Source organism: Chlorogloea sp. CCALA 695, from assembly GCF_003003885.1.
Taxonomy (GTDB): domain Bacteria; phylum Cyanobacteriota; class Cyanobacteriia; order Cyanobacteriales; family Chroococcidiopsidaceae; genus Aliterella.
Map to the genome: position 1 here is coordinate 50,940 of NZ_PVWN01000012.1, position 23,850 is coordinate 74,789.

A 23,850-nucleotide genomic window follows, 5' to 3' on the forward strand; every position below is an offset into this window, starting at 1 on the left:
AACTTTACTTATAAAGTTCTGTTGACAGGCGCAAAGCCAAAACGCCGGGAATTAATGCAACAAGTAGCGCTGCATATATTTGAATGTCGGATAAAGAAGACATGGTTTAAACCCTCGTATATGAACGGATTTCACTTTTATAGATCGTTCCCTACTTTCGGCTACATTTCCTAAGTAGAGGAATATTTTGTAACAAGTTGAAACACTAGATGAATTTTTACTTGGGTATAGACTTCGGAACGTCGGGCGCGAGAGCCGTTGTTATTGATGATGCAAGTATTATTAAGGCAGAAGTTGAACAGCGATTTGAGCTAGTAGCGCCGGAATATTGGGCAGCTATGTGGCAAAAAGCTTTATTCAACCTAATTGAGCAGTTACCTAGAGATTTACGCGCCGAAATTAATGCGATCGCCATTAATGGCACTTCTTCCACCGTAATGCTCTGCGATCAGCTAGGAAACGTTCTAAATACACCTTTGTTGTACAACGATGGGCGCGGGGTTGAAGTATTGGAAACATTGCAGGCGATCGCACCTGCTAACAATATTGTCCTCAGCGCCACTTCTAGCCTCGCTAAACTGTTGTGGATGAGCAAACAACCCTTTTTCAACCAAGGGCAATATTTACTGCATCAAGCTGATTATTTGGCTTACTTATTACATGGCAAATTGGGAATTAGCGACTATCACAACGCTTTAAAGCTGGGTTATGACGTAGAAAAGTTAGCATATCCCGCTTGGTTAACGAATTTAGCTGTAATGCCGTTATTGCCTCAAGTTTTAGCGCCTGGTAAGCCCATAGGAGAAGTTACGCCAGCCATTAATCAAACTTTGGGTTTGCGGAACGATTGTCTAGTTTGTGCAGGTACAACCGATAGTATTGCGGCATTTTTGGCTAGTGGCGCTATAAAGCCTGGGGAAGCGGTAACTTCTTTAGGCTCTACGCTGGTACTTAAACTATTAAGCCGTACTCGCGTAGAAAATGCAGAGTTGGGAATTTATAGTCATCGTTTGGGGGATTTGTGGCTAACGGGCGGCGCTTCTGATACAGGTGGTGCGGTGTTAAGGCATTTTTTCAGTGAGGCAGAGTTAGCAAGCCTCAGCAGCCAAATAGAGGCACATACAAGTAACCTTGATTATTATCCATTATTGAAAATGGGCGATCGCTTTCCCATCAACGATCCTCTACTCCCACCACGCCTAGAACCTCGCCCAGATAGCGATGTAGAGTTTTTACATGGTTTGCTAGAAAGTATGGCGCGAATTGAAGCTAAAGGCTACGAACTATTGCAGCAGTTAGGCGCGGATAAATTAACTTGCGTTTATACGGCAGGTGGTGGTGCAAAAAATAGTGTTTGGACGAGAATACGCGGATTCTACCTGCAAGTTCCAATGCTTCCTCCCATTCATACCGCCGCCGCTTACGGTACGGCATTGTTAGCAATGCAAGCAATCAAAACCGGATAAACTCAAGGTAGTTTGTACTTGCTGTAGATATATGACTACATTACTAATTCAAAATGAAAGCACCTTGCTATCAGTAATTCTTCCTAACAGCGAATCGATGACAACGGAGCAGTTTTATCAATTTTGTCAAGCAAATCCAGATTTACGCATTGAGCGCACCGCCAATGGAGAAGTAATTGTTATGCCGCCAGCCTTTTCGGATACAGGTAATCGTAACGGTAAGATTTTTCAGCAAGTTGCAAACTGGGCGGATAGAGATGGCACAGGCGAAACTTTTGACTCTAGTGCAGGCTTTACCTTACCCAATGGTGCAATCCGCGCTCCTGATGCCTCGTGGATGAAGCTAGAACGCTGGAATGCTTTAACAGAACAGCAAAAAGCCTCCTTTGCCCCAATTTGTCCAGATTTTGTAATTGAGTTACGCTCTAAAAGCGATACTTTAAAAAGCTTACAAGCCAAAATGCAGGAATATATCGCAAATGGTGCGTTATTAGGTTGGTTAATCGATCGCCAAAACCGTAAAGTTTATATTTATTGTCCTAACCAAGAAGCAGAAATTTTAGATCATCCTGAATCTGTAAGCGGCGATCGCATATTACCGGGATTTGTGTTCCAAATGGCGAAAATCTGGTAACTAATCTACTTTTTCTAATTGAGCAATTCTCGGATCGATGATCTTTTTTTGATTGAGACTAGGAAAAGCGATCGCTAATGATATCTTGTTCCCAGAACCTAAAATATGCGTAATTTCGCCAATTCCAAAGCTTCGGTGTAAAATGCGATCGCCTACTTGCCAACTTTGATTAGTAGAAACTGTAGTACGCGCACTCGCTGGGGGTTTAGTTGCAACCCGCGTTTGCTGTCTTGCTGCTAACAATTCTTCTGGTAACTCTGCTAAAAATTGCGATGGCATGGCGCTTTCACGATTACCATACAAGCGACGTTCGCGGGCGTGAGAAATGTACAATTTTTCTTCAGCGCGAGTTATACCAACGTAACATAAACGCCGTTCTTCTTCCAAAGATGCCGGATCGTTTAACGAACGAAAATTAGGAAATAAACCTTGTTCTAGTCCTACTAAAAATACTACCGGAAATTCTAAACCTTTCGAGGCGTGTAAGGTTAGTAAAGAAACGGCGGTTTGTCCTTCTTTTAAGTTATCCAAATCCGAAGTTAAAGCTGTACTTGCTAGAAAAGCTCCAAGGTTTGGTTCTTCGGTTTCTTCTTCAAATTGCTTGACAGCGTTATAAAGTTCTTGAACGTTTGCTAGTCTATCGGAACTTTCATCTGTACCTTGATTTTGTAAGTCTTTGACATAACCCGATTCTTCTAAAACGCCTTGCACAATCTCCGATGGTGTTGCCGTATCTACCTGTCCTTGCCAAGTGCTAATTATCCGGGCAAAACTATTTACACCTTTGGCTGAACGACCAGCTAAAGTATTTACAGAAGTTTCATCGCTCAATATTTCCCATAATGGTAAACCTAATTCTTGGGAAGCTTTGACGAGATTATCTATAGTTGCTTTACCAATTCCGCGCCGGGGGGTATTGATTACACGTAATAAACTTACTGTATCTGCTGGATTTGCGATCGCTCTCAAGTATCCTAAGATATCTTTAATCTCTTTGCGATCATAGAACTTTAAACCACCGACAATTGTATAAGGTATACCCCGCCGTACTAATAAGTCTTCAAAAGGGCGAGATTGCGCGTTAGTTCTGTATAAAATAGCAAAACTACCCCAGTGTATATCTGATGTTTTACTTTCTAAAGTCCGAATTTGATTGACTACAAAATCTGCTTCAACAGTTTCATCTTCTGCTCTGTAAATATAAATTTGTTCTCCAGCGCCTCTAGTAGGTTTAAGAACTTTATCAATCCGTTGGGTATTATTAGAAATTAGTTCGTTAGCCGCTTCTAAAATGTTGTCTGTAGAGCGATAATTTTCTTCTAGCTTAACCATTGTCCGCGTATCATCATCGGGCAAACCATCGCCAAAGTTGTTTTGAAACTCTAGCAAAATTGTAAAGTCTGCCATCCGGAAACTATATATAGATTGATCGGCATCGCCAACTACAAATACCGAGCGGTTTTGCCAATTCCATTCACTTTTAGTCATTTCTCCGTTAGTGACTAAAAGCCGAATTAGATCGTATTGAATCCTGTTAGTATCTTGGTATTCATCTACTAAAATATGCTTAAACTTTCTATGCCAATAATTTAATACTTGTTCGTTTTGTTCAAATAATTTAACTGGAATTAAAATCAAGTCGTCAAAATCTAAAGCATTATTTTCGGCTAGTTTATCTTGATAGTGACCGTAAACTTCCGCAATTACCCGTCCGCGATAATTTGGCTGATCTCTTTCAAAATCTTGGGGTGTAATTCCTTGGTTTTTGGCATTACTAATTGCGTAACGAACCGAACGCGGCTCAAACTTTTTATCGTCTAAGTTAAGCTTTCTAACAACAATTTCTTTAACCAATCCTTGAGCGTCAGATTCATCAAAGATAGAGAAATTACGATTCCATTTACGCCCTTTTTCATCTTGGTACTTTTCAATGTCGTAGCGCAAAATGCGAGATAAAAGGCTGTGAAACGTTCCCACCCAAAGGTCTTTGATGTATTCTTTATAAACGTGCGATCGCAATTGAACTTGTTGGACTGGTGGCAACTGCTCTAAAGGCTTACCATAGTTAGTAATAGCTAATTGCTCGGCAAATAACTTTTGAATGCGATCTTTCATTTCCCGTGCAGCTTTGTTGGTAAAAGTAACTGCCAAGATATTTTCGGGATCTACTCGATGCTTTAAAATTAAGTTAGAAATACGATAAGTAAGCGCTCTAGTTTTACCAGAACCCGCCCCCGCAACTACCAATAAAGCACCACAATAATGCTCTACGGCTTGGCGTTGGCTGGGGTTAAGATGGCTGAGAAAATCGATAGTTGTCATAAGTAATATCTATAAAATAATTTAGTTTACAGGCTAAAGAGCCTGTAAGAATTTTTAAGCTGGGTGAAAGTAAAAAGCTGCACCCAAAACTACATAAGTTGCTAGTAATAATGTTCCTTCTAACCAATTAGAACGCCCATCTAAACTAACTAAGTTAGCAACTACAACTGCAACTGCAACTGCAACTACTTCAAAAGGATTGAAATTTAGATCCATTGGTTGATCGATCGCAACTCCAACCAAAACTAGAATAGGTGCAACTAAAAGCGCTACGAGTAAGCTAGATCCCATTGCAACTGAAACAGATAGATCCATATTATTTTTTATAGCAACGCCTACCGCCGTAACATATTCAGCAGCGCCGCCAACTAAAGGTAGAAGAATTACCCCGGTAAATAATGGAGTCAAACCTAGTCCTTTTGTTGCTTCTTCCACAACACCTACAAAAATTTCTGATTCAAAAGCAACACCAAGAGTAGCAACAACTAATACACCAATCCACAGTGTCAAGTTTGGCTTGTGAGCGGGAGTTTCGACTACACCATCTGGCGATCCTTCTAATTCTACCAATCCCACCTCATAAAGGTAGCTGTGAGTTTTCAAAGAGAATAGCAACGTCAAAGCGTAAACAATCATTAATACAACCGCGACGGTAATTGAGAGATTGCGAATTGCTAAATCTTCAACTCCGTTTGATGTGTAGATTACCATTGTAGGCAAAACGATCGCCGTAACCGCCAGCGTCATCGACGAACCATTTACCCGCGCGACAATGGGCTGAAATACTTGCTCTTTGTAACGCAGTCCTCCCAGCAGCATAGACAGCCCCATCACGAGCAACAAGTTACTAATAATAGTTCCCGTAATACTTGCCTTAACAATGTCTACCAAGCCTGCTTTTAGGGCAACTAGAGCGATAATTAGCTCGGTAGCATTACCAAATACGGCATTTAACAGCGCCCCAATAGAAGAACCCGCAACAACAGCTATTTCCTCTGTTGCCGTACTTAACCATATCGCCAAAGGCACGATCGCAATTCCCGAAGTGATAAATACTGTCAGCGTACCCCAGTGCAAATACTCGGCGGCTATTGAAATTGGGATAAAGACAAGTAAACCGATAGAAAGTGTTTTTTTGATTGACATAAAGTTAGATTGCCCTATTCATACAACAAGTTAAATCCTCAACCAAATGTAGCTTTTAGCCATACTACCGCCCCAATTCCTAACAAAAACCACAAACCAACTATGATAATGGCAGCTACCCAATTTGTCGGCTTACCGTCAGCCATAGCTGTAGCAGCTTTTTCTCGACATTCAACCAATACATCTGGGGGAATCATTTTAATTACTAAAGCAATCCCCAAAGGAACCAATATTAGATCGTCAAGATAACCAATTACAGGAATTACATCAGGAATTAAATCGATGGGGCTAAAAGCATAAGCAACTACCGCCGCCGCCAGCAACCGCGCATACCAAGGTACGCGAGGATCTTTGCAAGCAATGTAAATAGCATAGGTTTCTTGCTTGAGTAGCTTTAGCTGTTGTTTCCATCTCTGCATCATAAATAAAATACCCCCTTGTGGGGGCGAAATAGAGCGATCGCACTCCGCGCAGCACTAAGAGCGATCGCACTCCGCGCAGCACTAAGAGCGATCGCATATCCAGTATTTAAGCGCGATTATCCCACTCTTGGGCGGCATCAGCCACCGCTTGATCTACAGTTTTCTCTCCTAACATTGCTGCTTGCAAGTTTTCATAAATTGCTTTTTGCAAAACGTTGATATTCTTCATCGCCGGAACTAAAACTTCCGCGTTTGGCAACTCTCCAGCGCTAATTACCCGTGCCTTTTCCAAAGCACTCCCATTGGCTGCAACAGTTTTAAAGTAACTATCAGCAAGGGCGGCGGTTGTCGAAGGTAAAACATTAGCAGCTTTAGCAAAACTTAGCTGATTTTGATTATTTGTGACAAATAAGGCAAATTTAAGTGCATTATCTGGTTGTTCGGTATCGCGGGGAATCACTAAATTCATTACTGCTACGTTTTTTTTGCCCGTTTCTCCGGTGATTTGTGGGGCCGTAGCCGATACTTTAGCAATAGCTGGGGCATTAGTTGCGATCGCTGTTAAAAATTCTCCTCCCGATGCTAACATTGCCGCTTCTCCAGATTGATACATCTCTATACCATGTCTGTGTCCTTGAGTCAAAACTTCTTTCGGTAGTAAACCATCTTTATATAGATTCACCCAGTATTCAAAAGCTGTTTTTCCCACTGGTGTATTAAATGCTGCTTTCCCTTGGTCATCTACCAAAGTTACACCCATTTGTACCAATGACTCTAATACTTCAGCAGAATCTTCAGCAACAAAGGTAGTAAACATCGCATATTTACCAGTTTTGTCTTTAAGTTGTTTAGCTACTTGAGCCAGTTGAGTATAACTTGTGGGCGGATTACTTACCCCTGCTTGCTTAAGTAACTCAGTATTGTAAATAGTCAATCGTGTAGTTAAATACCAAGGAATACCAAAACTTTTTCCATCTATAGTACTAGCTTGCCAAATATTCGGTAGATACGTCCCTAACACCTCCTTTGGTACTTTTGCATCCAAGTCTAACCAAGCATTACGAGTTGCGAGTTGAGAAGCAAAATCTGGGTTAAGATTCACAACATCCGGTGCAGTTTTCGCGGCTACTGCCGTTAAAATTTTGCTTTCCATTGCCGACCAAGGAACATCAACCCAGTTAATTTTGATACTAGGGTTCTCTGTTTCAAAGGTACTAATTAAGTTTTTGAAATAATCTGTAAACTCTGGCTGTAACTGCATTGTCCAAAATTCAAGCGGCGGATTATTAGTGCTAGACTGCGGGGCTTGCGTACTTACATTACCTGTATTACAACTAACAATCCAGCTTAACATTAAGCCCAGCATTGCAAAAATTCCGAGTTTTTTCCAGGGTTTGATTTTATTTTTTAACCTTTGCATTATTGACATTTGTTAGAACTTATGGATTGATTAAGGCAGTTTGACATTTTTAAGCTACCTTTACGCAAGAGAAGACATTAATATAAATATCTCATCTAGTTTAGTTATCAACCTTTAGGCAATTGACAAAACTGTGTTTAATCGTTTTAAAAATTTATTGGCAAAACGTAAAGTAGGCGTTGGGATTGAACTTGCTTCAGAGAGAATTAATATAGCTCAATTAAGCAAGCAACGTCAGGGGTTTAAACTAACGGCATTATCATCTTTTCCGGTTCCTGAAGGAATATTCCAAGATGGTCAAATTGTTGATTCACCTGCCTTGGCAGAATTAATAACTTCAGCCTTAGCTGAAAGCAAAATCACAGCCCAGCGCGTCGCCACCGCAGTACCCGGTAGAGAATCTTTAGTAAGACTGATTCCCTTACCCGCCGAACTTGACGATCGCGAATTACGAGAAATGGTACTAAATCACGAAGCTGGGCTATACTTGCCCTATCCTAGGGAAGAAGCCGACGTTGATTATCAAAAGCTGGGGTACTTCGTCGATGAAGATGGCATTGAAAAAGTTCAAGTGCTGCTAGTTGCCACGCGCAAAGAGATTACAGATACTTACATGGATACTTTTGCCCAAGCAGGTTTGGAAGTAGACGTGCTAGAAATTAATAGTTTTTCCTTAATTCGGACTATCCGCGAACAACTACGGCAATTTGCCCCTCAAGAAGCCGCCGTATTAGTGGATATTGAGTTTGACAATACAGAAATTGCCATTATTGTTGATGGAGTGCCGCAGTTTTCGCGCACTGTACCGATTGGGACTTACCAGTTACAAGCGGCATTATTAAGAGCGACAAAATTGCCCGCAACTAGAGACACGCGGATGCTACAAACGATTTCTATTCCTTCTACCCAAGGCGATGATGTTGAAGATTCGATTACATCAACTAATCCAGGTATAGCATCATTACTAAGAGTTCTCGGAGAGTTAACGGATGAATTACGCCGCTCTCTCGATTTCTATCTTAATCAAAATAGCAACTTGGAAATTACGCAAATTTTATTAGCAGGGCCCGGAGGCGGAATTAATAACCTAGAGGAGTTTTTTCGCCAAAAGTTAAACCTCCCAACAGTGCAGATAGACCCCGTGTCTGCTTTGTCCCTAGAAGTAAACGAAGATCAATTTACCAAAGCTCAAAGACCGGGATTGGGAATTGTACTTGGATTAGGACTTAGAGAGGCGTGGAGCGATGTATAGTCTCGATGTAAATTTTGTTAGAAGTCGCAAGCCAGTAAAGGCAGATACCGTCTCCAGAAACTTTAGCGTTCCTCGCCTTTCGGGAGACATGACCCCCATCTATATAGGTTTGGGTGTAGGGTTAGCGTCTTGTGCCTTGGTAGGAGCGGGGCTAGTAATTTTGTCAGCCCAAAATTCAAGGTTAACATCAGAAGTAGCTCAGTTAGACCAAACTCTGACCGCGTTGGGTATTCAAGAACAAGAAATTCAACGCACTAAAACCCAGTTGGAGCAAATTAAGGGGCAAAATAGAGCGTTAGCTACGGTATTTAACCAGATTAGACCTTGGTCAGCTATTTTGCAGGATATTCGCGATCGCATTCCCGCTAATGCCGTCCAAATTCAAAGTATCAAGCAAATTGCCCCCACACAAACGGTTGTAGCAGCCACACCCGCAGCTACCCCCGCACCCGCAGCCACCCCAGCAGCTACGCCAGCAGCGACACCTGCCGCCGTCCCCATTCCCCCAGCGACTCCGATTCCCGTTAGTGGGGTAGAGATTTCTGGGCTTGCGCGCTCCTTCAACGATGTAAACGATTTAATTTTGACTCTCAAGCAATCTTCTTTCCTCCAAAGTGCTGAAACAAGAATAATTACCGCTACGTTGGTGGAAAACCCCGTACAATCAAGCGCTAGGGGAGGCGGTAGGTTGCCACAAGTTGTAAGTTATACAATTCAATCAACTTTCAGCGATGCTGGTGCAACTCAGCTATTAAGAGAGTTAGAACGCAAAGGTACTTTAGGTCTAGTAACGCGAATTCGGACACTGCAACAAAAAGGACTTATCCAATAATGACGTTTAGCGATGATTTTATTACGGTCGGCGAAGGGCAAGAATTACAAGGCTCGCCAGATAACTCCCCCTCTTTGTTTGGCATCAAACTAACACCACAAGTTAGCGGCATTTTAATCGCTGTAGCACTGCTCGCTTTAGCTGCTTACTTGGCTAATAGCTATGTTACGCCCCTATGGCAAAAATACGGAGAATTAACAGCAGACCGCGATCTCAAACAGTCACAAGTTAGTCAAAAACAAGCCAATATTAAGCAAGGCGAAGAACTAAAAAAGGATTTAGACACAGCAAAAAAAAATCAAACAGAAATTTTATCCTTATTTGCTAACGAAAAAACCTTGGATACTTTATTGCTAGACATCAACCGCCTAGTTGATTCGGGTAATTCAACTACTGGTGGGGCAGTTGCTAAACTACAAAAATTTGAACCAGTAAATCAATCCGCCGAAATAATCAACGATGGTTCTTTTGGCTCGGAAGTAAACGGCAAATTAAAACGCCGCATAATTAATATTTCCCTTGCTGGAAATTACGAACAAACCCAGTCAATATTTCGCAACATGGAGCGCCTGCAACCGTTGTTGATTGTCAATGAGTACACTTCAACGTTGCAGCAAGATCCGGTCGATCCTACTACGGGGCGCTTACCTCCAGCTTCGATCAATACAGCGTTCAAACTGCAAGCGCTAATTCCAGCTACTCCCGAAGAAACTGCTGCTGCCGCCGCCGCCGCCGCTCCTAAACAGTAGATGACGCATGAATCGACCCAGAACTATGTTTTAGGAATAGTTCTGTTTAATGTTTCTTTATCTAGCATTTTTGCCTAGTTCTAAAATCATCAAACCTAATAGGTGCGTGTAATTACTTAGCAAAGACAAATTTTACAATAAAGATTAAGTGAAGTTATCCGTAAATTCTCGCTTGTATATTTACGGTAGATAGAGATAAGTTTTTGGGGAAGTTTAATAGATGAAAAGTACAAAAAAAACTTTAAGAAAAGGTAGTATAGTAACCCTTAACTATCTGCCTGTAAAGTAAACAAATCAGCATAATTTAAGGAATTAAATCTAAATAAATAACTAAGTTTAGTATTTTTAGTTCGGCTTTCAAGTAAACATCTATATTTATAATTAGTGAAGTGTGAAGACGTGAAAAATCCTTGGATTAATGGTAGTGTAATAGTTGCAGGAGCAACAGTGGTATTGATGGCCGCCCATCCGGGATTTGCCCAAGTAGCAAAAGTAATAAACGTCCAGCTAAATCAAACAAGTGGTGGCTTGAATTTAGTCTTAGAAACCTCTACAGGCAAGCGTCCGCAAATTTTTACCAGTAAGCGAGGAAATAGTTTTGTTGCTGACATTATCAATACGCAATTACAACTACCTCAAGGAGACGCATTTCGCCAAGTTAACCCCGCGCCAGGAGTGGCTTCGGTCATAATTAATCGGTTAGACGCAAATAGCATTCGGATTGTGGTTACAGGCAGCAACAGCGCCCCCAACGGTCAAATTAGCGATCGCACTGACAAAGGATTTACCCTAAGTTTGACCCCCGCAGCGCCTACGGCTGCCGCCCCTAGCTCTAGTGGAGCAACTCCCACCGCGCAAAATCCTGGGGTAATGGTTCCCAATCCTAACGTCACGATTGATGGGGTTACAACTAGCGGAGCCGTTGCACCAACATTACCTAGAGCCGTCGCTCCGCCTGTAGGAGATATTGCCATTTCTAGCACCGATTCTTCTGCCGCCCAAATCGATCTAGGCACGCAAGAGCGCGTCCCACGTTTGGTATTAAGGGAAGCCCCAGTTAGGGAAGTTCTCGCCTTACTAGCCCGTGCTGCCGGACTAAACCTTGCTTTTAGTGCCGCCCCCGCCGCCGGACAACAGAACCAGCCTAACGATCCTGCTACCACCGCAGAGGGGCCAAAAATTTCTTTAGACATTGAGAATGAATCGGTGCAAGACGTTTTTAACTACGTTTTGCGCTTAAGTGGATTGCAAGCAAACCGCGAAGGACGGACGATTTTTGTAGGTACAAGACTGCCCAACCAATCCCGCGATTTAGTAGTACGCAGTCTTAGGCTCAATCAAGTAACGGTAGGCGTAGCTTTAAACTTTTTAGTGGGCATGGGTGCAGAAAGTGCCGTGAGTAGAGAAAGAACAATTACGAGCGTTAATGCTGTACCCGTTGGCGGTTCGGCAACTCCCGCCACTCAAACCCAAACCAGCACAGAAACAAGAATTGAACTGCAACGCATAGAATTTCAAGACTCTACACCTTTACTAAGAGGATTGCAGGCTTTAGGAGACGAGCGGACTAATTCTGTCACCTTAATTGGTACGCCTAAGCAACTAGATGTAGCGACTGCTCAATTAGTTCAGCTTGATTCCCGTCGTCGCCAAGTAGCAATAAACGTCAAAATCGTAGATGTAAATCTCTTGGCTACCGAAGACTTCAATACAAGTTTTTCCTTTGGCATCGGCAATAACTTCTTTACAAATAACGCTGGCTCGGCAACTATAAATATTGCAGGAGATGCCCCTCGGGCGACGAATAATTTAATCGCTGGTTTACAAGCTCAAGTTGTCAACGGTAATGCTAAAGTTTTAACCGACCCTACTTTAATTGTCCAAGAAGGTCAGCAGGCTAATGTCAACTTGACTCAAGAAGTAGTAGGAGAAATTACAACTATTTTTACTGACACTGAAGGTAGTAGTAGAGAAACTCAAGAAATTGAGAAAGTAAACGTAGGTTTAACTGTTACTATCCGAGTCGAACGGATCGACGATAACGGTTTCGTCGCCCTATCTGTAGCTCCCATCGTTAAAGCACCTCAAGGCGAGGCCGTTACATCTCAAGGAGATCGATTTACCCTGATATCAGAACGAAGTCTTAATTCTGGTTTAATTCGTTTGCGCGATAACCAAACTTTGATTTTGTCAGGAATTATTCAAGACAGCGATCGCACAACAGTTTCTAAAGTGCCAATTTTGGGTGACATTCCTTTATTAGGTGCATTATTTAGAAGCACCAACAGACAAAATCAACGCCAAGAAGTAATTGTCTTGCTCACTCCCCAAATTCTTGATGATTCTGAGCGCAGTAGTGCGGGTTTTGAGAATTATAACCCCGGTGCTGATGCGCGTCAATTGCTAGAACGCAGTCGTTCGGGTAAGCAACTAAAAGAAGTCAATACCAAATAATTAGTAATACAAAAGTTGCTAGGATTATTTTTTCTAGCAATTTATTTGCAGCCTAAACTCTCCCTTGTTGCTATCTCCGTGACTGGGTTTGTCCCTGTCGCGCGATCGCACAACAAACTTACTTGGTATCTATCGATTAAAGCATTGCTAAAATCTGCGCCCGTAATATCCGCGTCAAAAAACCGCGAACGAGTTAAGGTTGCGTCAGTAAAAATGGCATTTTTCAAGTTGGCATTATCGAAGGTTACAATATCTACTAATGCACCCGAAAGGTTAGCCCCTTCTAGGTTTGCTCCTAACAAAACGCCTTTAGTCATAATTGCATTAGTCAAATCTGCACCTTGAAAATTTGCCCCCCGCATCTCGGCGGCGACAAACACCCCACCAACTAAATTAGTGTGGGAAAAATCGCGGTTTTGTAAATTGGTGTTGTTGTAATTAATCGTATTATCTTGGGCTAACGCTGGTTTTGCAGCTATTAGTACCCATAAACAAGCAAGACTTACGATTAAAATTAGACTGAGCAAACGTAACAAAGCTTTTTTTAAGAGAGGGAATTTAAAAGTATCCCCAGACAATATAAGAATTCGCATTTGAGTTAAAACTATACTACTCCTCACGCCAATCTTTACCTAAACGCAAAGTTAAATAAGAATCAAGATCCCCCGTTGCGGCTACTTCTACCTTACCTAAGCCCAAAACTTTTTGTAGCTCGGTAGCTGAAGTCAAGTCACCGCGCTGTACGACAATTTCTGTTTGCGCTAATTGGTCTGACCAATCGGAACTTACATAAACATTTTCTAAGCCTTGAGCTTTAAGCGAACTTGCCACCCGACGGCTTAAACTAGGTTGACCAGAAGCATTTTGTACAGCAATTTTCATTGTAGAGAGCGATCGCACTTTGGGGGTACTCAGAACTTTTGCCCCAAAATACTCGCTCATTACTCGATCTTGACTGGAGGGATCGAGCCAATAGCTACTAGGATCTAAACTAAGCGAACTAACAAAGCCTGGTAGCATTACCATTTGTAAGTTTTGAGCATCTAACTTAGCCCCAAAATTGGCAAGAGTTAGCATTTCCTCCGGGCTGAGGTTAGTATCGACATAATTTTGGACGACGCTAACAATTTGCGGTAAACGTGCCATAATTGCCGGATTTGTCAGCCGATTTTTTAAAGCTTTAATTAGCAATTGCTGCCTTTGCACCCGTCCCAAGTCGCCATTTTCTTTGTCTTGAAATCGAGCAAATTGTTGAGCTTCATCACCCGTTAAAGTTTGCCAGCCTTTTTCAAGATCGATAGTTAACTTTTGGCTAACATCTTGGTAAGACATTGGTTGAGGAACAAATACTTCTACTCCGCCTAAAGCATTAACTAATTCTCGCAATCCTTCCGGGCGGAGGCGCAAGTAGCGGTCAATGGGTACATTATTTAAACTTTTACTTACTACCCGCGTTGCTGTGGCTATACTACTAGCATTTGCCAGCAATATTTGTCCTAAGCCAATTTCTGGTAAAACTACCATGCTAGAGCGAGGAATTGATAGAACTTTAATTAACTGAGAGTTGGGATTTATCCGCAGCAATAAAATTGTGTCGCTATTTGCTGTCATATCTGACTGAGAAATATCGCCTTTGTTTTCCCCCACAGGATCGATACCTAAAACTAGAATATTTACGGGTCTAGATATTTGGTATTGATTGGAAAAAGGTACAGATTTATTGCCTTTGCTTAATAAATCTGCCAATCGTTGCTCTTGACTTAAAGGCGCGCGATCGCTCCATATTGGGGTAAGTAGCGCCGCATTACCTCCTAGCAACACAAAAAAGGTAATTAAACACGTCCAAGATAACAAGGGATTTTTGCGCCAAGTTAGCAACAATCGATAACGCAACGTTCCCAAACTGTGTTTGACCAATTGGCGACGGACAGACGAACTAGAGGTTCTTTGGACTCCCTTAACCACAACTATTTTTCCCAAATAAGATCGCACTACAGGTATAGTAATGCAAGCTGTTAATATTGCCACTGATAAAGTAAACTATCCTTGCAAATCGTGGCAATAATTAATTATGACTAGCTCAATGATTCCGGTAATTTTAGCTGGTGGTAAAGGCGAACGTTTTTGGCCCCTCAGTCGCACGCATCGCCCCAAGCAATTTTTAAGTTTGGACGGTAGCGGCAAAAGCCTACTCCAAGCCACCGCCGAGCGCTTGCTACCCCTTTCTGGAGGGTGGGATAGGTTGCTCGTCGTCACATCTGTTGCCTTAGCTGAGGGAGTCAAAGAGCAGCTACCACAATTACCTCTAGAAAATATCCTCGCCGAACCTGAAGGCAAAGACACCGCCCCCGCCGTTGCTTGGACGACTTTAGAAATTGCCAAGCGCTACGGAGAAGATGCAATTGTGGGCTTTTTTCCGGCTGATCCTTGGATTGAAGATCCTGTTAGTTTTCAGCATACTTTACGCTCGGCAGTGGAACTCGCTGCAACGGAAAATGCGATCGCAACTTTGGGTGTAAAGCCAACTTATCCCTCTACAGGCTACGGTTATATTGAGCAAGGAGAACAAACCGCGACTTTTGGCGGTTTACCTGTCTACCGCGTCAATCGTTTTACTGAAAAACCCGACCGCCAAACCGCCGAATCATTTATTGCTACTGGGCGCTTTAGCTGGAATAGTGGGATGTTTATTTTCAAAGCAGGGGTAGTTATCACTGAACTATATACCTACGCCCCCGAAATTATCCAACCCCTAGCAGCCCAAGGAGTAGGGGCTTATGCAAATCTGCCTAAAATTAGTATTGACTACGCCTTGATGGAAAAAACAAAACTAGCCTATGTATTACCTGTAGACTTTGCTTGGGACGATTTGGGCGATTGGAATGCCATTGAGCGCTTATTAAAAACCGATGCACCTAATGTAGAAGTAGCAAATCATGTGGGACTAGATACTACAGGCTCGTTGCTTTACTGTACTGACGACACCGAAGTCATAGTTACAATTGGTTTAGAGGATGTTGTAGTTGTGCGCGATCGCAATGTAACTTTAATTGTCAAAAAAGACCGCACCCAAGAAATTAAGCAAGTCTTGAAAATGCTCAAAGACGATCCAAAATTTACAGATTTATTATAAATATGTCAAAAGTAAACTCCTGATAGAGGCGATAAAGCTGCTTTTTGAGCTACAACCAAACAATCTTGACGGGCAATTTATTGTATAAGGCGGCTAAAAAGACGCTATATAACTTCCTATTGCTTGTATTTGCCTAATAGGTTTCGAGCAAAACTTATTGGCTCTCAACTATTGTTTCCCTTATTTAACATAACTTGTGTTTTTAACTCAAACTACTTCCCGTCAACGCGAAATTATTGAAGTTGTCCTCCGCAATGGCTGGGACTATATGCGCCGCATTTTAACAGGCGGCAAAGCCGACGAACCCCAGTTGCCCACCCCCGCCGTATTGCGGAACATTTTGGTAGATTTGGGCCCTGTTTATGTCAAGCTGGGTCAACTATTAAGTACGCGCCCGGACTTATTGCCCTCTGCTTATATTGAGGAACTGTCAACGCTTCAAGATGAAGTACCCGCCGTACCTTGGGCAGATATTGAAGTTCTATTACGGCAACAATTAAGTCGTCCGATGGATGAAACTTTTTCTAGTTTTAGTGCCATTCCCGTAGCGGCAGGTTCGATTGCTCAAACTCATCGCGCTACTTTGATCGATGGGCGAGAAGTGGCGGTAAAAGTGCAGCGCCCTGGGATCGATCTTACTATTGCTCAAGATATTTCTTTGATTCGTGGGATTGCCGATTTAGTTGCTCGTACGGAGTTTGGACAAACTTACGAGGTAGATTCTCTGGCTGAAGAATTTACTACGGCATTGCAGGCTGAGTTAGATTTTAAACGCGAAGCTAGTTTTACAGACCAATTGCGGCAAAACTTAGCAGATAGTCGCTGGTTTGACTCTAAACGCTTGGTTGTCGCAGAGATTTTTTGGGATCTGACTACAGAGAAAATTATGGTAATGGAGTGGTTAGATGGCGGCCCCTTGCTATCGGCTACCTTAAATAGCGATCGCGACGGTTTAGACTCTAAACTTGAACGGGGCGAAATTACTTCTTTACTATTTCGTTGCTTTTTTCAGCAGGTATATATTGACGGCTTTTTCCACGCCGATCCTCACCCCGGCAACTTATTTTATCTTAAAGATGGGCGCGTAGCATTATTAGACTGCGGCATGGTAGGTAGGTTAGATCCGCGCACTCAGCAGATTTTAACAGAAATGCTATTAGCGATCGTCGATCTAGATGCTCAAAGATGCAGCCAGCTAACGTTGCAGTTGGCGGATTCTGCTCAACCTGTAATTTTATCGCGTTTGGAGAATGACTACGACCGAATGCTGCGAAAATACTATAATTTAAGTCTTTCGCAAATCAATTTTAGTCAGATATTTTACGAAGTTTTACAAATTGCTCGTAACAATAAAATTCGCTTGCCTGGTAATTTGGGTTTATACGCTAAAACCTTAGCCAATTTAGAAGGAGTTACCCGTAAATTTAATCCTGAAGTTAATTTATTAGATGAAATTAAACCGTTAATTACTGACTTGTTTAGGCGACAATTATTAGGCGCAAATCCGCTTCAGTCATTGTTAAGAACAGCCCTAGACGTTAAAAGCTTGTCTCTCCAATCTCCGCGACACATTGAATTATTATTAGATCGCGTAACTTCTGAGACTTTGCAATGGAACATATCGTTACGCGGACTTGATGGGCTGCGTCGTAGCCTGGACGATTCTGCTAATCGCCTCTCTTTTAGTGTTTTGGTAGGCTCCTTAATTATGGGAGCAGCAATTATTTCTAGTAAAGCGCAAACAACTGATTTGTCTTTACCTAGTAGCGTGTTATTTGCTGCGGCGAGTTTGTTAGGTTTATGGCTAATTTTTAGTATTATCCGTTCGGGAGGCTTGAAGTAGTTTAAAGTGCGACGAAATTTGTAATTAAATTTATAAAAGGCAATTACTAATTTTCAGTAATTGCCTTTCATTTTGATAGCATTTTGCGTCAAAGCTTAAAAAATATCGAAATATTTGCTAATTAAGTGCAGACTTGCTAAATAGGTATAATATTTACTTAGTATGCGAAATTTAAGTAAGGTACTTATCTTTACGCCAGGGGAATAAAGCCTATACAGTAATTGAGAAGCGCTCTTTGTGTGGTGAGGTGAGGAGAAGTGGTGAGACAAATATTTAATAACTTTTGCCTAGCTAGTACCATAGTAGTCTTGGTACAGTCTGTTGGGGCGAGTCAAGTATCGGCGGAGGCGGTAACAGGGATTTATAGCAAGTCTCAAACTATTAAGCTCAAGGTAAGTAATTTTGGGCAGAAAATCAAACGAGTAAAGCCATCGAATCTAGCTCAAACGCCAGGTTTTCCGCAAAATTTGCGATCTCCTACGGAAGTTTTGCCCCAAAGCCTCCCCGCACCGAGCAAGTTTAACCCTAGCCCCAATCCGTTACAATTTCCCACTAAACCTGATGAAGTGCGGCTAGAACCCGCCGAAGGAATTAGCTTGCAACAGGCTTTTGAACTAGCGCGGCGCAATAATCGGCAATTGCAAATTGCTATATTGACTTTAGATCGCAGTAGCGCCAGCGTTAGAGAAGCGCAAGCCCAAGAGTATCCAACTTTAAGCATCCAAGGGGGGTTAAATAGCTCCGCAAGCGATGTATTTAGCTATGATGCCAACCAGCAAAGAACTGGTAGTACAGGCAGTTCTACAGCCTTACGCGGTACGGTAGAACTAAGTTATAACGTCTATACAGCCGGGGAGAGAACTGCTCGAATCCGCGCCGCCGAAGAACAACTACGCTTTGATCAATTAGACGTAGAACGCCTAACAGAGCAATTACGCTTAGATGTCTCTAACGACTACTACGACCTGCAACAAGCCGACGAACAAGTTAGGATTAATAGGGCAGCAGTTACTAACGCTGAAGCAAGTTTACGCGACGCTCAGGCACTAGAACAAGCAGGGGTGGGGACTCGGTTTGATGTTTTGCGATCGCAAGTCCAACTTGCTAATGCCAATCAAAATTTGACTAATGCTTTAAGCCAACAGCAAGTGTCTCGCCGCCAGTTGGTAAACCGTCTAAGTTTAGCCCAAGTAGCCAATGCGATCGCCTCAGATCCCGTAGAAATAGCCGGAGTTTGGAACTTACCTTTAGAAGAAAGTATCATTCAAGCTTTTCAAAATCGAGCCGAGCTACAACAAGAGTTAGTACAGCGTAATATTAGCGAACAAAACCGACGAATAGCTCTAGCGAGTATCAAGCCTAGAGTTGCAGTTAGCAGCAACTACAACATTAGCGATACTTTTAGTGATGACGAAAGCTTCGGCGATGATTACTCCCTAGGGGCAAATGTTACCTGGAACTTGTACGATGGCGGTGCAGCGAGAGCTAGTGCTAGAGCGCAATCGGTAAATATTGCGATCGCTGAAACAAGTTTTGCCGATACTCGCAACCAAGTAAGGTTTGAAGTTGAGGAAGCTTATAGCAATTTGCAATCAAATTTAGCAAACATTCAAACAGCTTCCGTTGCTTTGGAACAAGCTAGAGAAGCATTGCGCCTAGCAAGGTTGCGTTTTCAAGCTGGGGTAGGAACTCAAACCGATGTCATCAGCGCCGAAAACGATTTAACTCAAGCAGAAGGCAATCGAGTCACAGCGATTTTAGATTACAACCGCGCATTGGCAAGTTTGACTAGAGCAATTAGTTCTGGCTCGGCTCCGTAGAAGTGCTACGGTTAATCAGTGTGGTTTAGTGTCATAATCCCTGTAATCGAAATATTTATCTAAAGTTGGTTGAGGCGTTTTTGTGCCGAATCGGAATTATTGGCTATCGTTACTGGTTATTATTGGCTCAGGGGGATTAAGTTTACCCGCCCAAGGTCAAGCACTTGTTCCCTATACGGTGCAAATCAATAGTGCAGAACTAGAAAAACAAGGATTAAGTCTGGCTCAAGAAGCCGCGCAGTTGGCACAGTTTCAACAATACGAATTAGCTTTACCACGAGCTAGGTTAGCAACGCAATTAGCCCCCAAAAGCTACCAATCGTGGCTGTTGTTAGGTGGCTTATATTTGCAAACAAATAAGTTTGCTGAAGCTGTCGCGCCTTTACAACAAGCAAAAACTTTAGATCCCAAAAATCCAGCAATTTTGTTTGCTTTGGGTTCGGCAAATTTTGGTCAAGAGAAGTACCAAGCGGCGGTAGATAATATCCTTGCAGGTTTAGCTCTTAAACCCAACGATCCTGAAGCTTTGTTCGATCTTGGTAATTCTTACTACAAGCTCAATCGTTTACCTGAGGCAATTTCTCAATACGATAAAGCCGTGGCGGGAAATAAAAAGTTTTGGCCGGCAATTAACAATATCGGTTTAATTAAATACGAGCAAGGAGATACTAGAGGCGCGATCGCGTCTTGGCAAAATGCCCTAAAAATCGACAAGCAAGCCGCCGAGCCTCAACTAGCTATAGCGGCGGCTCTCTACGCTCAAGGGCAACAACAACAAGGTGTAGCGGCGGGAGAAGCGGCTTTAAAAATAGATAGTCGTTATGGCGACTTGGAGTTTCTCAAACTAAATTTGTGGGGAACTCGCTTACTCAACGACACCAAAAAACTATTAGCTTCTCCTCGTCTTCGTTCGTTGCAAGCAAGTCCCACACCGCCACAACCAGCAAGTCCAGCGCCCACACGACAATAATTGATCATTGCTGATCAAAAAAGGTAGAGGCGTTGCGCTGCAACGTCTCCACTTAAGCGGACAAACTTCAAGCTTTCGGCATTTTTAGCAAACAAATCCGTAAAAATACTCATTGCGCGATCGCGTTTTGGCAAAATAATTCTACTTTGCTCGGTATCTATGCCAAATTCTTGAACTAGAAATACACGCAATCAGCCACACCAACCCCGCCGCATATCCGGCAATGATATCAGTGGGCCAATGCACTCCTAAGTACAATCGACTAAAACCAATAGCTGTAATTAATAAAGTAGTTAAACTAATAATCCCTACTTGCTGGCGACGGTAGCGAGTTGCCAAGATATAGCCAATAAAGCCGTAAATTACCATTGATACCATTGCATGACCGCTAGGAAAGCTGTATTGACCTACATCTACTATCCGATCCCATAATGCAGGGCGATCGCGGCTAAATAGCTGTTTGAGTAGTATATTTAGTCCTATTGCTCCCGTAGCTGCGATCGCTAAAGTTGTAGCTTCCGACTTCTGTTGGCGTTGTAACAACCAAGCGCCTAAAATCAAACAGATAATTGATAATACTAAGGGGTCGCCAATAAATGTAATTCCCAGCATCGCTATATCTAATAGCGGCGAGTGCCAACTTCTAATCGTCAATAATATACTGGTATCAAAAGCATAACTTTCTGCTTCTAAAACTTCTTCGGCAATTTGGGCAAATACCCACAAGGCAAAAGCCGCTAATAATAAGCCGCCGATTCTAACTTTGAGTAAAAGCGAAAGTAAACGCGATCGCACTATTTGTTTTAAGTAAAGCTTTCCCAAACATTAGCCACCACATCACTAAGCCACTGACGCTGCTGCATATCGAGTAAACTGTCATCGGCTAACAACTGCGCGGTTAATTGTTCCAAAGATTGCCCTTTAGCGCTGACAATTTTAATCACACCTGCGATCGCGGCTGCAACCATTTCTTCGTCAATGGGTTTTTGACGAAGGGCAACAAATTCTTGAGGACTAGCGGGAATTGGGTAAGGCATGGCGTAACGTTAAAAGGGGGGTGTTCTAATAAACTTAACTTAAATGTAAACTTTTTTAAACAAATTCTCATTTATCTTGTAAGGGAAGTGTAGCGCAATCTGTAGCTTTGTCAACTCTGCCTTTCTAAGTAATTCACTAAGAGTTAAAATCGCCAAATGAAAGAAATCCTGTATATAGAAATTCCTACACCCGAAACCGCTTGCGTCCGCCAGTGGCTACATGAAGATTGGCTACCCCTAAATTGCGAAAAGCTAACGACTCCCGTAGGTGTGCGATTGCAGAATGCTAAAACTACAAGCCTTAACGCCAGTATCCCCGAACTTTCAATTTTTACTTGGTCTGTACAACGCACAACTTATTTAAAAGTATTTCGCTTAGGTGAAGTTTTCCCCAACGAACAAAAGCTGCTTACTCAGTTGACAAATCAACTAAATGTCAAGTTTCCCCAGCTATATCCCGAACCACCGACAATCGATTTAGCTAATAGTAATATTTTTGAAGCTTTAGCACCCTATTACCCCTTGACGGCGAAGTATTTTCAAAAAATGCCCAATGGCGAAAAGGATCTTCAGCGCGTCTACTGGTGGGAACAGAGATGGCGCGAAGGAGTCTGTAAAGACGAGCAGCCGACTAAGCAGGTAGTATTTTCTCATCAAGAACAAACTGAACAAAAGCCCGAATACGATTTAATCTATATTGGCGGTGCGTTGGGAATAATTCACGCGGCTGTTATGGCACAGTTAGGCTATCGGGTATTGCTCTTAGAACGCCTACCTTTTGGCAAAATGAACCGAGAATGGAATATTTCGCGCTCAGAGTTGCAAAGCTTAATTGACTTGGGTTTGCTAACCTCCACCGAAGCTGAAAGTATTATTGCTAGAGAATATATTGACGGATTTAATAAATTTTTTGATGGGAATAATCCCAATTATCTAAAATCAGCAGTATTGCATACTCCTACAGTATTAAATATTTGCTTAGAATCAGAAAAATTGCTACAGTTATGCGGCGAAAAGCTTAAAGCGTCCGGTGGTGAGATTTGGGACTTAACAGAGTTTGTGCAAGCGGATGTTAATAAGTCGCAAGTTACAGTTACCGTTGAAAATTTAAAAAACTTTACAAAACGAAAAGTAAGCGGACGTTTATTAGTAGATGCGATGGGGACAGCTTCGCCGATCGCCTGGCAATTGAACGGTAAACGAGCTTTTGATAGCGTTTGTCCCACTGTAGGAGCGGTTGTAGCTAGTGGTTTTGAGCCTGGGGTGTGGGATAGCAACTATGGAGACGTGCTAAACAGTCACGGCGATACGTCGCGGGGAAGACAGTTAATTTGGGAGTTGTTTCCGGGATCTGGGGAAGACTTAACTGTTTATTTGTTTCACTACCACCAAGTAAATAAGATTAATCCTGGTTCGTTGCTGGAAATGTACGAAGACTTTTTTACAATTTTGCCAGAGTATCGGCGTTGCGATTTAGATAAATTAGTGTGGAAAAAACCTACATTTGGTTATATTCCAGGGCATTTTAGTAGCAATAGCCGCGATCGCACGGTGGCGTTTGACAGGTTAATTGCGATCGGTGACGCAGCTTCCTTGCAGTCTCCCTTAGTATTTACGGGTTTTGGCTCATTAGTCCGCAATTTGGGGCGTTTGACAGAGCTTTTAGATACGGCGTTGCAGCACGACTTGTTGAGCGCGAAGCACTTAAATCAAATTCGCGCCTATCAAAGTAATATTGCTGTCACCTGGCTATTTTCCAAAGGCATGATGGTTCCTACCGGAAAACACTTACCACCGCAAAGAATCAACTCAATGCTCAATACATTTTTTGGGCTACTAGCTGACGAACCCTTAGAGGTTGCCGATAACTTTATTAAAGATCGATTTAGTTGGTTTACCTTCAATCGATTGGCGCTCAAAGCAGCTTTTAAAAACCCCGCCTTACTGCCTTGGATTTGGGATTTGGCAGGTGCGAAAGACATTTGGCGCTGGCTAGGAAACTATTTCAACTTTGGCATTCACGCTTTAATTAGTGCCATATTTGCTAGTTGGTTTCCTCAATTAGTTCGCCGTTTTCAACCAAGTCTTGAACCGCGTTTTCCGGCATTATGGTTCAAGTTACTCAACATTAGTTATTCGTTAACGGCGGGGCTGGGACAACCTTATACAAACTTGCGCGGAGCGGTGACACCGATAGATAAAAGGGAGACAGAATTAAGCAGTCAACATTTTAATTATTAGGATTTAGCAGTGCGAGCGCGATTGCACTATGTATAAGTTCAATCAGCAATCAATAAGTTGTTGAAGTTCTACGATTGATAGTATTGATAACTCAACGCCTGAAAAGTCG

Annotated in this window: 20 protein-coding genes; 11 read left to right on the top strand and 9 right to left on the bottom strand. The window is 42.4% G+C overall.

The window, feature by feature from the left end; translation table 11 throughout:
• Positions 1-4: 4 nt before the first annotated feature.
• On the bottom strand, positions 5-103 hold the full coding sequence (gene psaM, locus C7B70_RS08865) for a photosystem I reaction center subunit XII (RefSeq protein WP_106368694.1): 99 nt from the start codon (positions 101-103) through the stop codon (positions 5-7).
• A gap of 106 nt (positions 104-209) precedes the next feature.
• Here psaM and C7B70_RS08870 point away from each other — a divergent pair, with 106 nt between their 5' ends.
• Both C7B70_RS08870 and C7B70_RS08875 read left to right on the top strand, forming a co-directional pair.
• Positions 210-1,466 carry an FGGY-family carbohydrate kinase gene (locus tag C7B70_RS08870; RefSeq protein WP_106368695.1) on the top strand — a complete coding sequence of 419 codons (1,257 nt, stop codon included), beginning with the start codon at positions 210-212 and terminating at the stop codon, positions 1,464-1,466.
• Between the two features lie 31 nt (positions 1,467-1,497).
• Complete coding sequence (locus C7B70_RS08875; RefSeq protein ID WP_106368696.1) at positions 1,498-2,100, top strand: Uma2 family endonuclease; 603 nt, start codon at positions 1,498-1,500, stop codon at positions 2,098-2,100.
• Here C7B70_RS08875 and pcrA read toward each other — a convergent pair whose 3' ends face one another.
• From pcrA to C7B70_RS08895, 4 genes are all read right to left on the bottom strand, one after another.
• Positions 2,101-4,422 (bottom strand): DNA helicase PcrA, encoded by a 2,322-nt coding sequence (gene pcrA, locus C7B70_RS08880; RefSeq protein WP_106368697.1) that lies wholly within the window; start codon positions 4,420-4,422, stop codon positions 2,101-2,103.
• Between the two features lie 54 nt (positions 4,423-4,476).
• Positions 4,477-5,568: a calcium/proton exchanger gene (gene cax, locus C7B70_RS08885; protein WP_106368698.1), complete on the bottom strand. Its 1,092-nt coding sequence runs from the start codon at positions 5,566-5,568 to the stop codon at positions 4,477-4,479.
• Between the two features lie 38 nt (positions 5,569-5,606).
• Entirely contained in the window at positions 5,607-5,990 is a 384-nt protein-coding gene (locus C7B70_RS08890) for a YkvA family protein (RefSeq protein WP_106368699.1), read from the bottom strand.
• Between the two features lie 106 nt (positions 5,991-6,096).
• On the bottom strand, positions 6,097-7,410 hold the full coding sequence (locus C7B70_RS08895; RefSeq protein ID WP_106368700.1) for a sugar ABC transporter substrate-binding protein: 1,314 nt from the start codon (positions 7,408-7,410) through the stop codon (positions 6,097-6,099).
• 133 nt (positions 7,411-7,543) lie between these two features.
• Between C7B70_RS08895 and pilM the strand changes: the two genes are divergently transcribed.
• From pilM to C7B70_RS08915, 4 genes are all read left to right on the top strand, one after another.
• Positions 7,544-8,662, top strand: a complete 1,119-nt coding sequence (pilM, locus tag C7B70_RS08900) for a type IV pilus assembly protein PilM (RefSeq protein ID WP_106368701.1) — start codon at positions 7,544-7,546, stop codon at positions 8,660-8,662.
• Entirely contained in the window at positions 8,655-9,494 is an 840-nt protein-coding gene (locus C7B70_RS08905) for a PilN domain-containing protein (protein ID WP_106368702.1), read from the top strand. The genes pilM and C7B70_RS08905 overlap by 8 nt, the downstream gene beginning before the upstream one ends.
• Positions 9,494-10,243, top strand: coding sequence for a pilus assembly protein PilO (locus C7B70_RS08910; RefSeq protein ID WP_106368703.1), 750 nt, complete (start codon positions 9,494-9,496; stop codon positions 10,241-10,243). The genes C7B70_RS08905 and C7B70_RS08910 overlap by 1 nt, the downstream gene beginning before the upstream one ends.
• A 384-nt stretch (positions 10,244-10,627) precedes the next feature.
• Complete coding sequence (locus C7B70_RS08915) at positions 10,628-12,697, top strand: type IV pilus secretin family protein (RefSeq protein WP_106368704.1); 2,070 nt, start codon at positions 10,628-10,630, stop codon at positions 12,695-12,697.
• A 41-nt stretch (positions 12,698-12,738) separates the two neighbouring features.
• Here C7B70_RS08915 and C7B70_RS08920 read toward each other — a convergent pair whose 3' ends face one another.
• Positions 12,739-13,290, bottom strand: coding sequence for a pentapeptide repeat-containing protein (locus tag C7B70_RS08920; RefSeq protein WP_106368746.1), 552 nt, complete (start codon positions 13,288-13,290; stop codon positions 12,739-12,741).
• Between the two features lie 16 nt (positions 13,291-13,306).
• Positions 13,307-14,725, bottom strand: coding sequence for an LCP family protein (locus C7B70_RS08925; RefSeq protein WP_233220862.1), 1,419 nt, complete (start codon positions 14,723-14,725; stop codon positions 13,307-13,309).
• Between the two features lie 43 nt (positions 14,726-14,768).
• Here C7B70_RS08925 and C7B70_RS08930 point away from each other — a divergent pair, with 43 nt between their 5' ends.
• From C7B70_RS08930 to C7B70_RS08945, 4 genes are all read left to right on the top strand, one after another.
• A complete protein-coding gene (locus tag C7B70_RS08930) occupies positions 14,769-15,830 on the top strand; it encodes a mannose-1-phosphate guanylyltransferase (protein WP_199192153.1) in 1,062 nt (353 codons plus the stop codon).
• 196 nt (positions 15,831-16,026) lie between these two features.
• The gene (locus C7B70_RS08935; protein WP_106368705.1) at positions 16,027-17,673 is read left to right on the top strand and encodes an AarF/ABC1/UbiB kinase family protein; all 1,647 of its coding nucleotides are present in this window, start codon (positions 16,027-16,029) and stop codon (positions 17,671-17,673) included.
• Between the two features lie 260 nt (positions 17,674-17,933).
• On the top strand, positions 17,934-19,493 hold the full coding sequence (locus C7B70_RS08940; protein WP_106368706.1) for a TolC family protein: 1,560 nt from the start codon (positions 17,934-17,936) through the stop codon (positions 19,491-19,493).
• Between the two features lie 82 nt (positions 19,494-19,575).
• A complete protein-coding gene (locus C7B70_RS08945; RefSeq protein ID WP_106368707.1) occupies positions 19,576-20,463 on the top strand; it encodes a tetratricopeptide repeat protein in 888 nt (295 codons plus the stop codon).
• Between the two features lie 141 nt (positions 20,464-20,604).
• Here C7B70_RS08945 and C7B70_RS08950 read toward each other — a convergent pair whose 3' ends face one another.
• Positions 20,605-21,285, bottom strand: a complete 681-nt coding sequence (locus C7B70_RS08950; RefSeq protein WP_233220863.1) for a phosphatase PAP2 family protein — start codon at positions 21,283-21,285, stop codon at positions 20,605-20,607.
• Entirely contained in the window at positions 21,267-21,500 is a 234-nt protein-coding gene (locus tag C7B70_RS08955) for a hypothetical protein (protein WP_106368708.1), read from the bottom strand. Before C7B70_RS08955 ends, C7B70_RS08950 begins: the two co-directional genes overlap by 19 nt.
• Before the next feature lie 156 nt (positions 21,501-21,656).
• On the opposite strand from C7B70_RS08955, the gene C7B70_RS08960 reads away from it, so the two are divergent.
• Positions 21,657-23,741, top strand: a complete 2,085-nt coding sequence (locus C7B70_RS08960) for an NAD(P)/FAD-dependent oxidoreductase (RefSeq protein ID WP_106368709.1) — start codon at positions 21,657-21,659, stop codon at positions 23,739-23,741.
• Positions 23,742-23,850 lie beyond the last annotated feature (109 nt).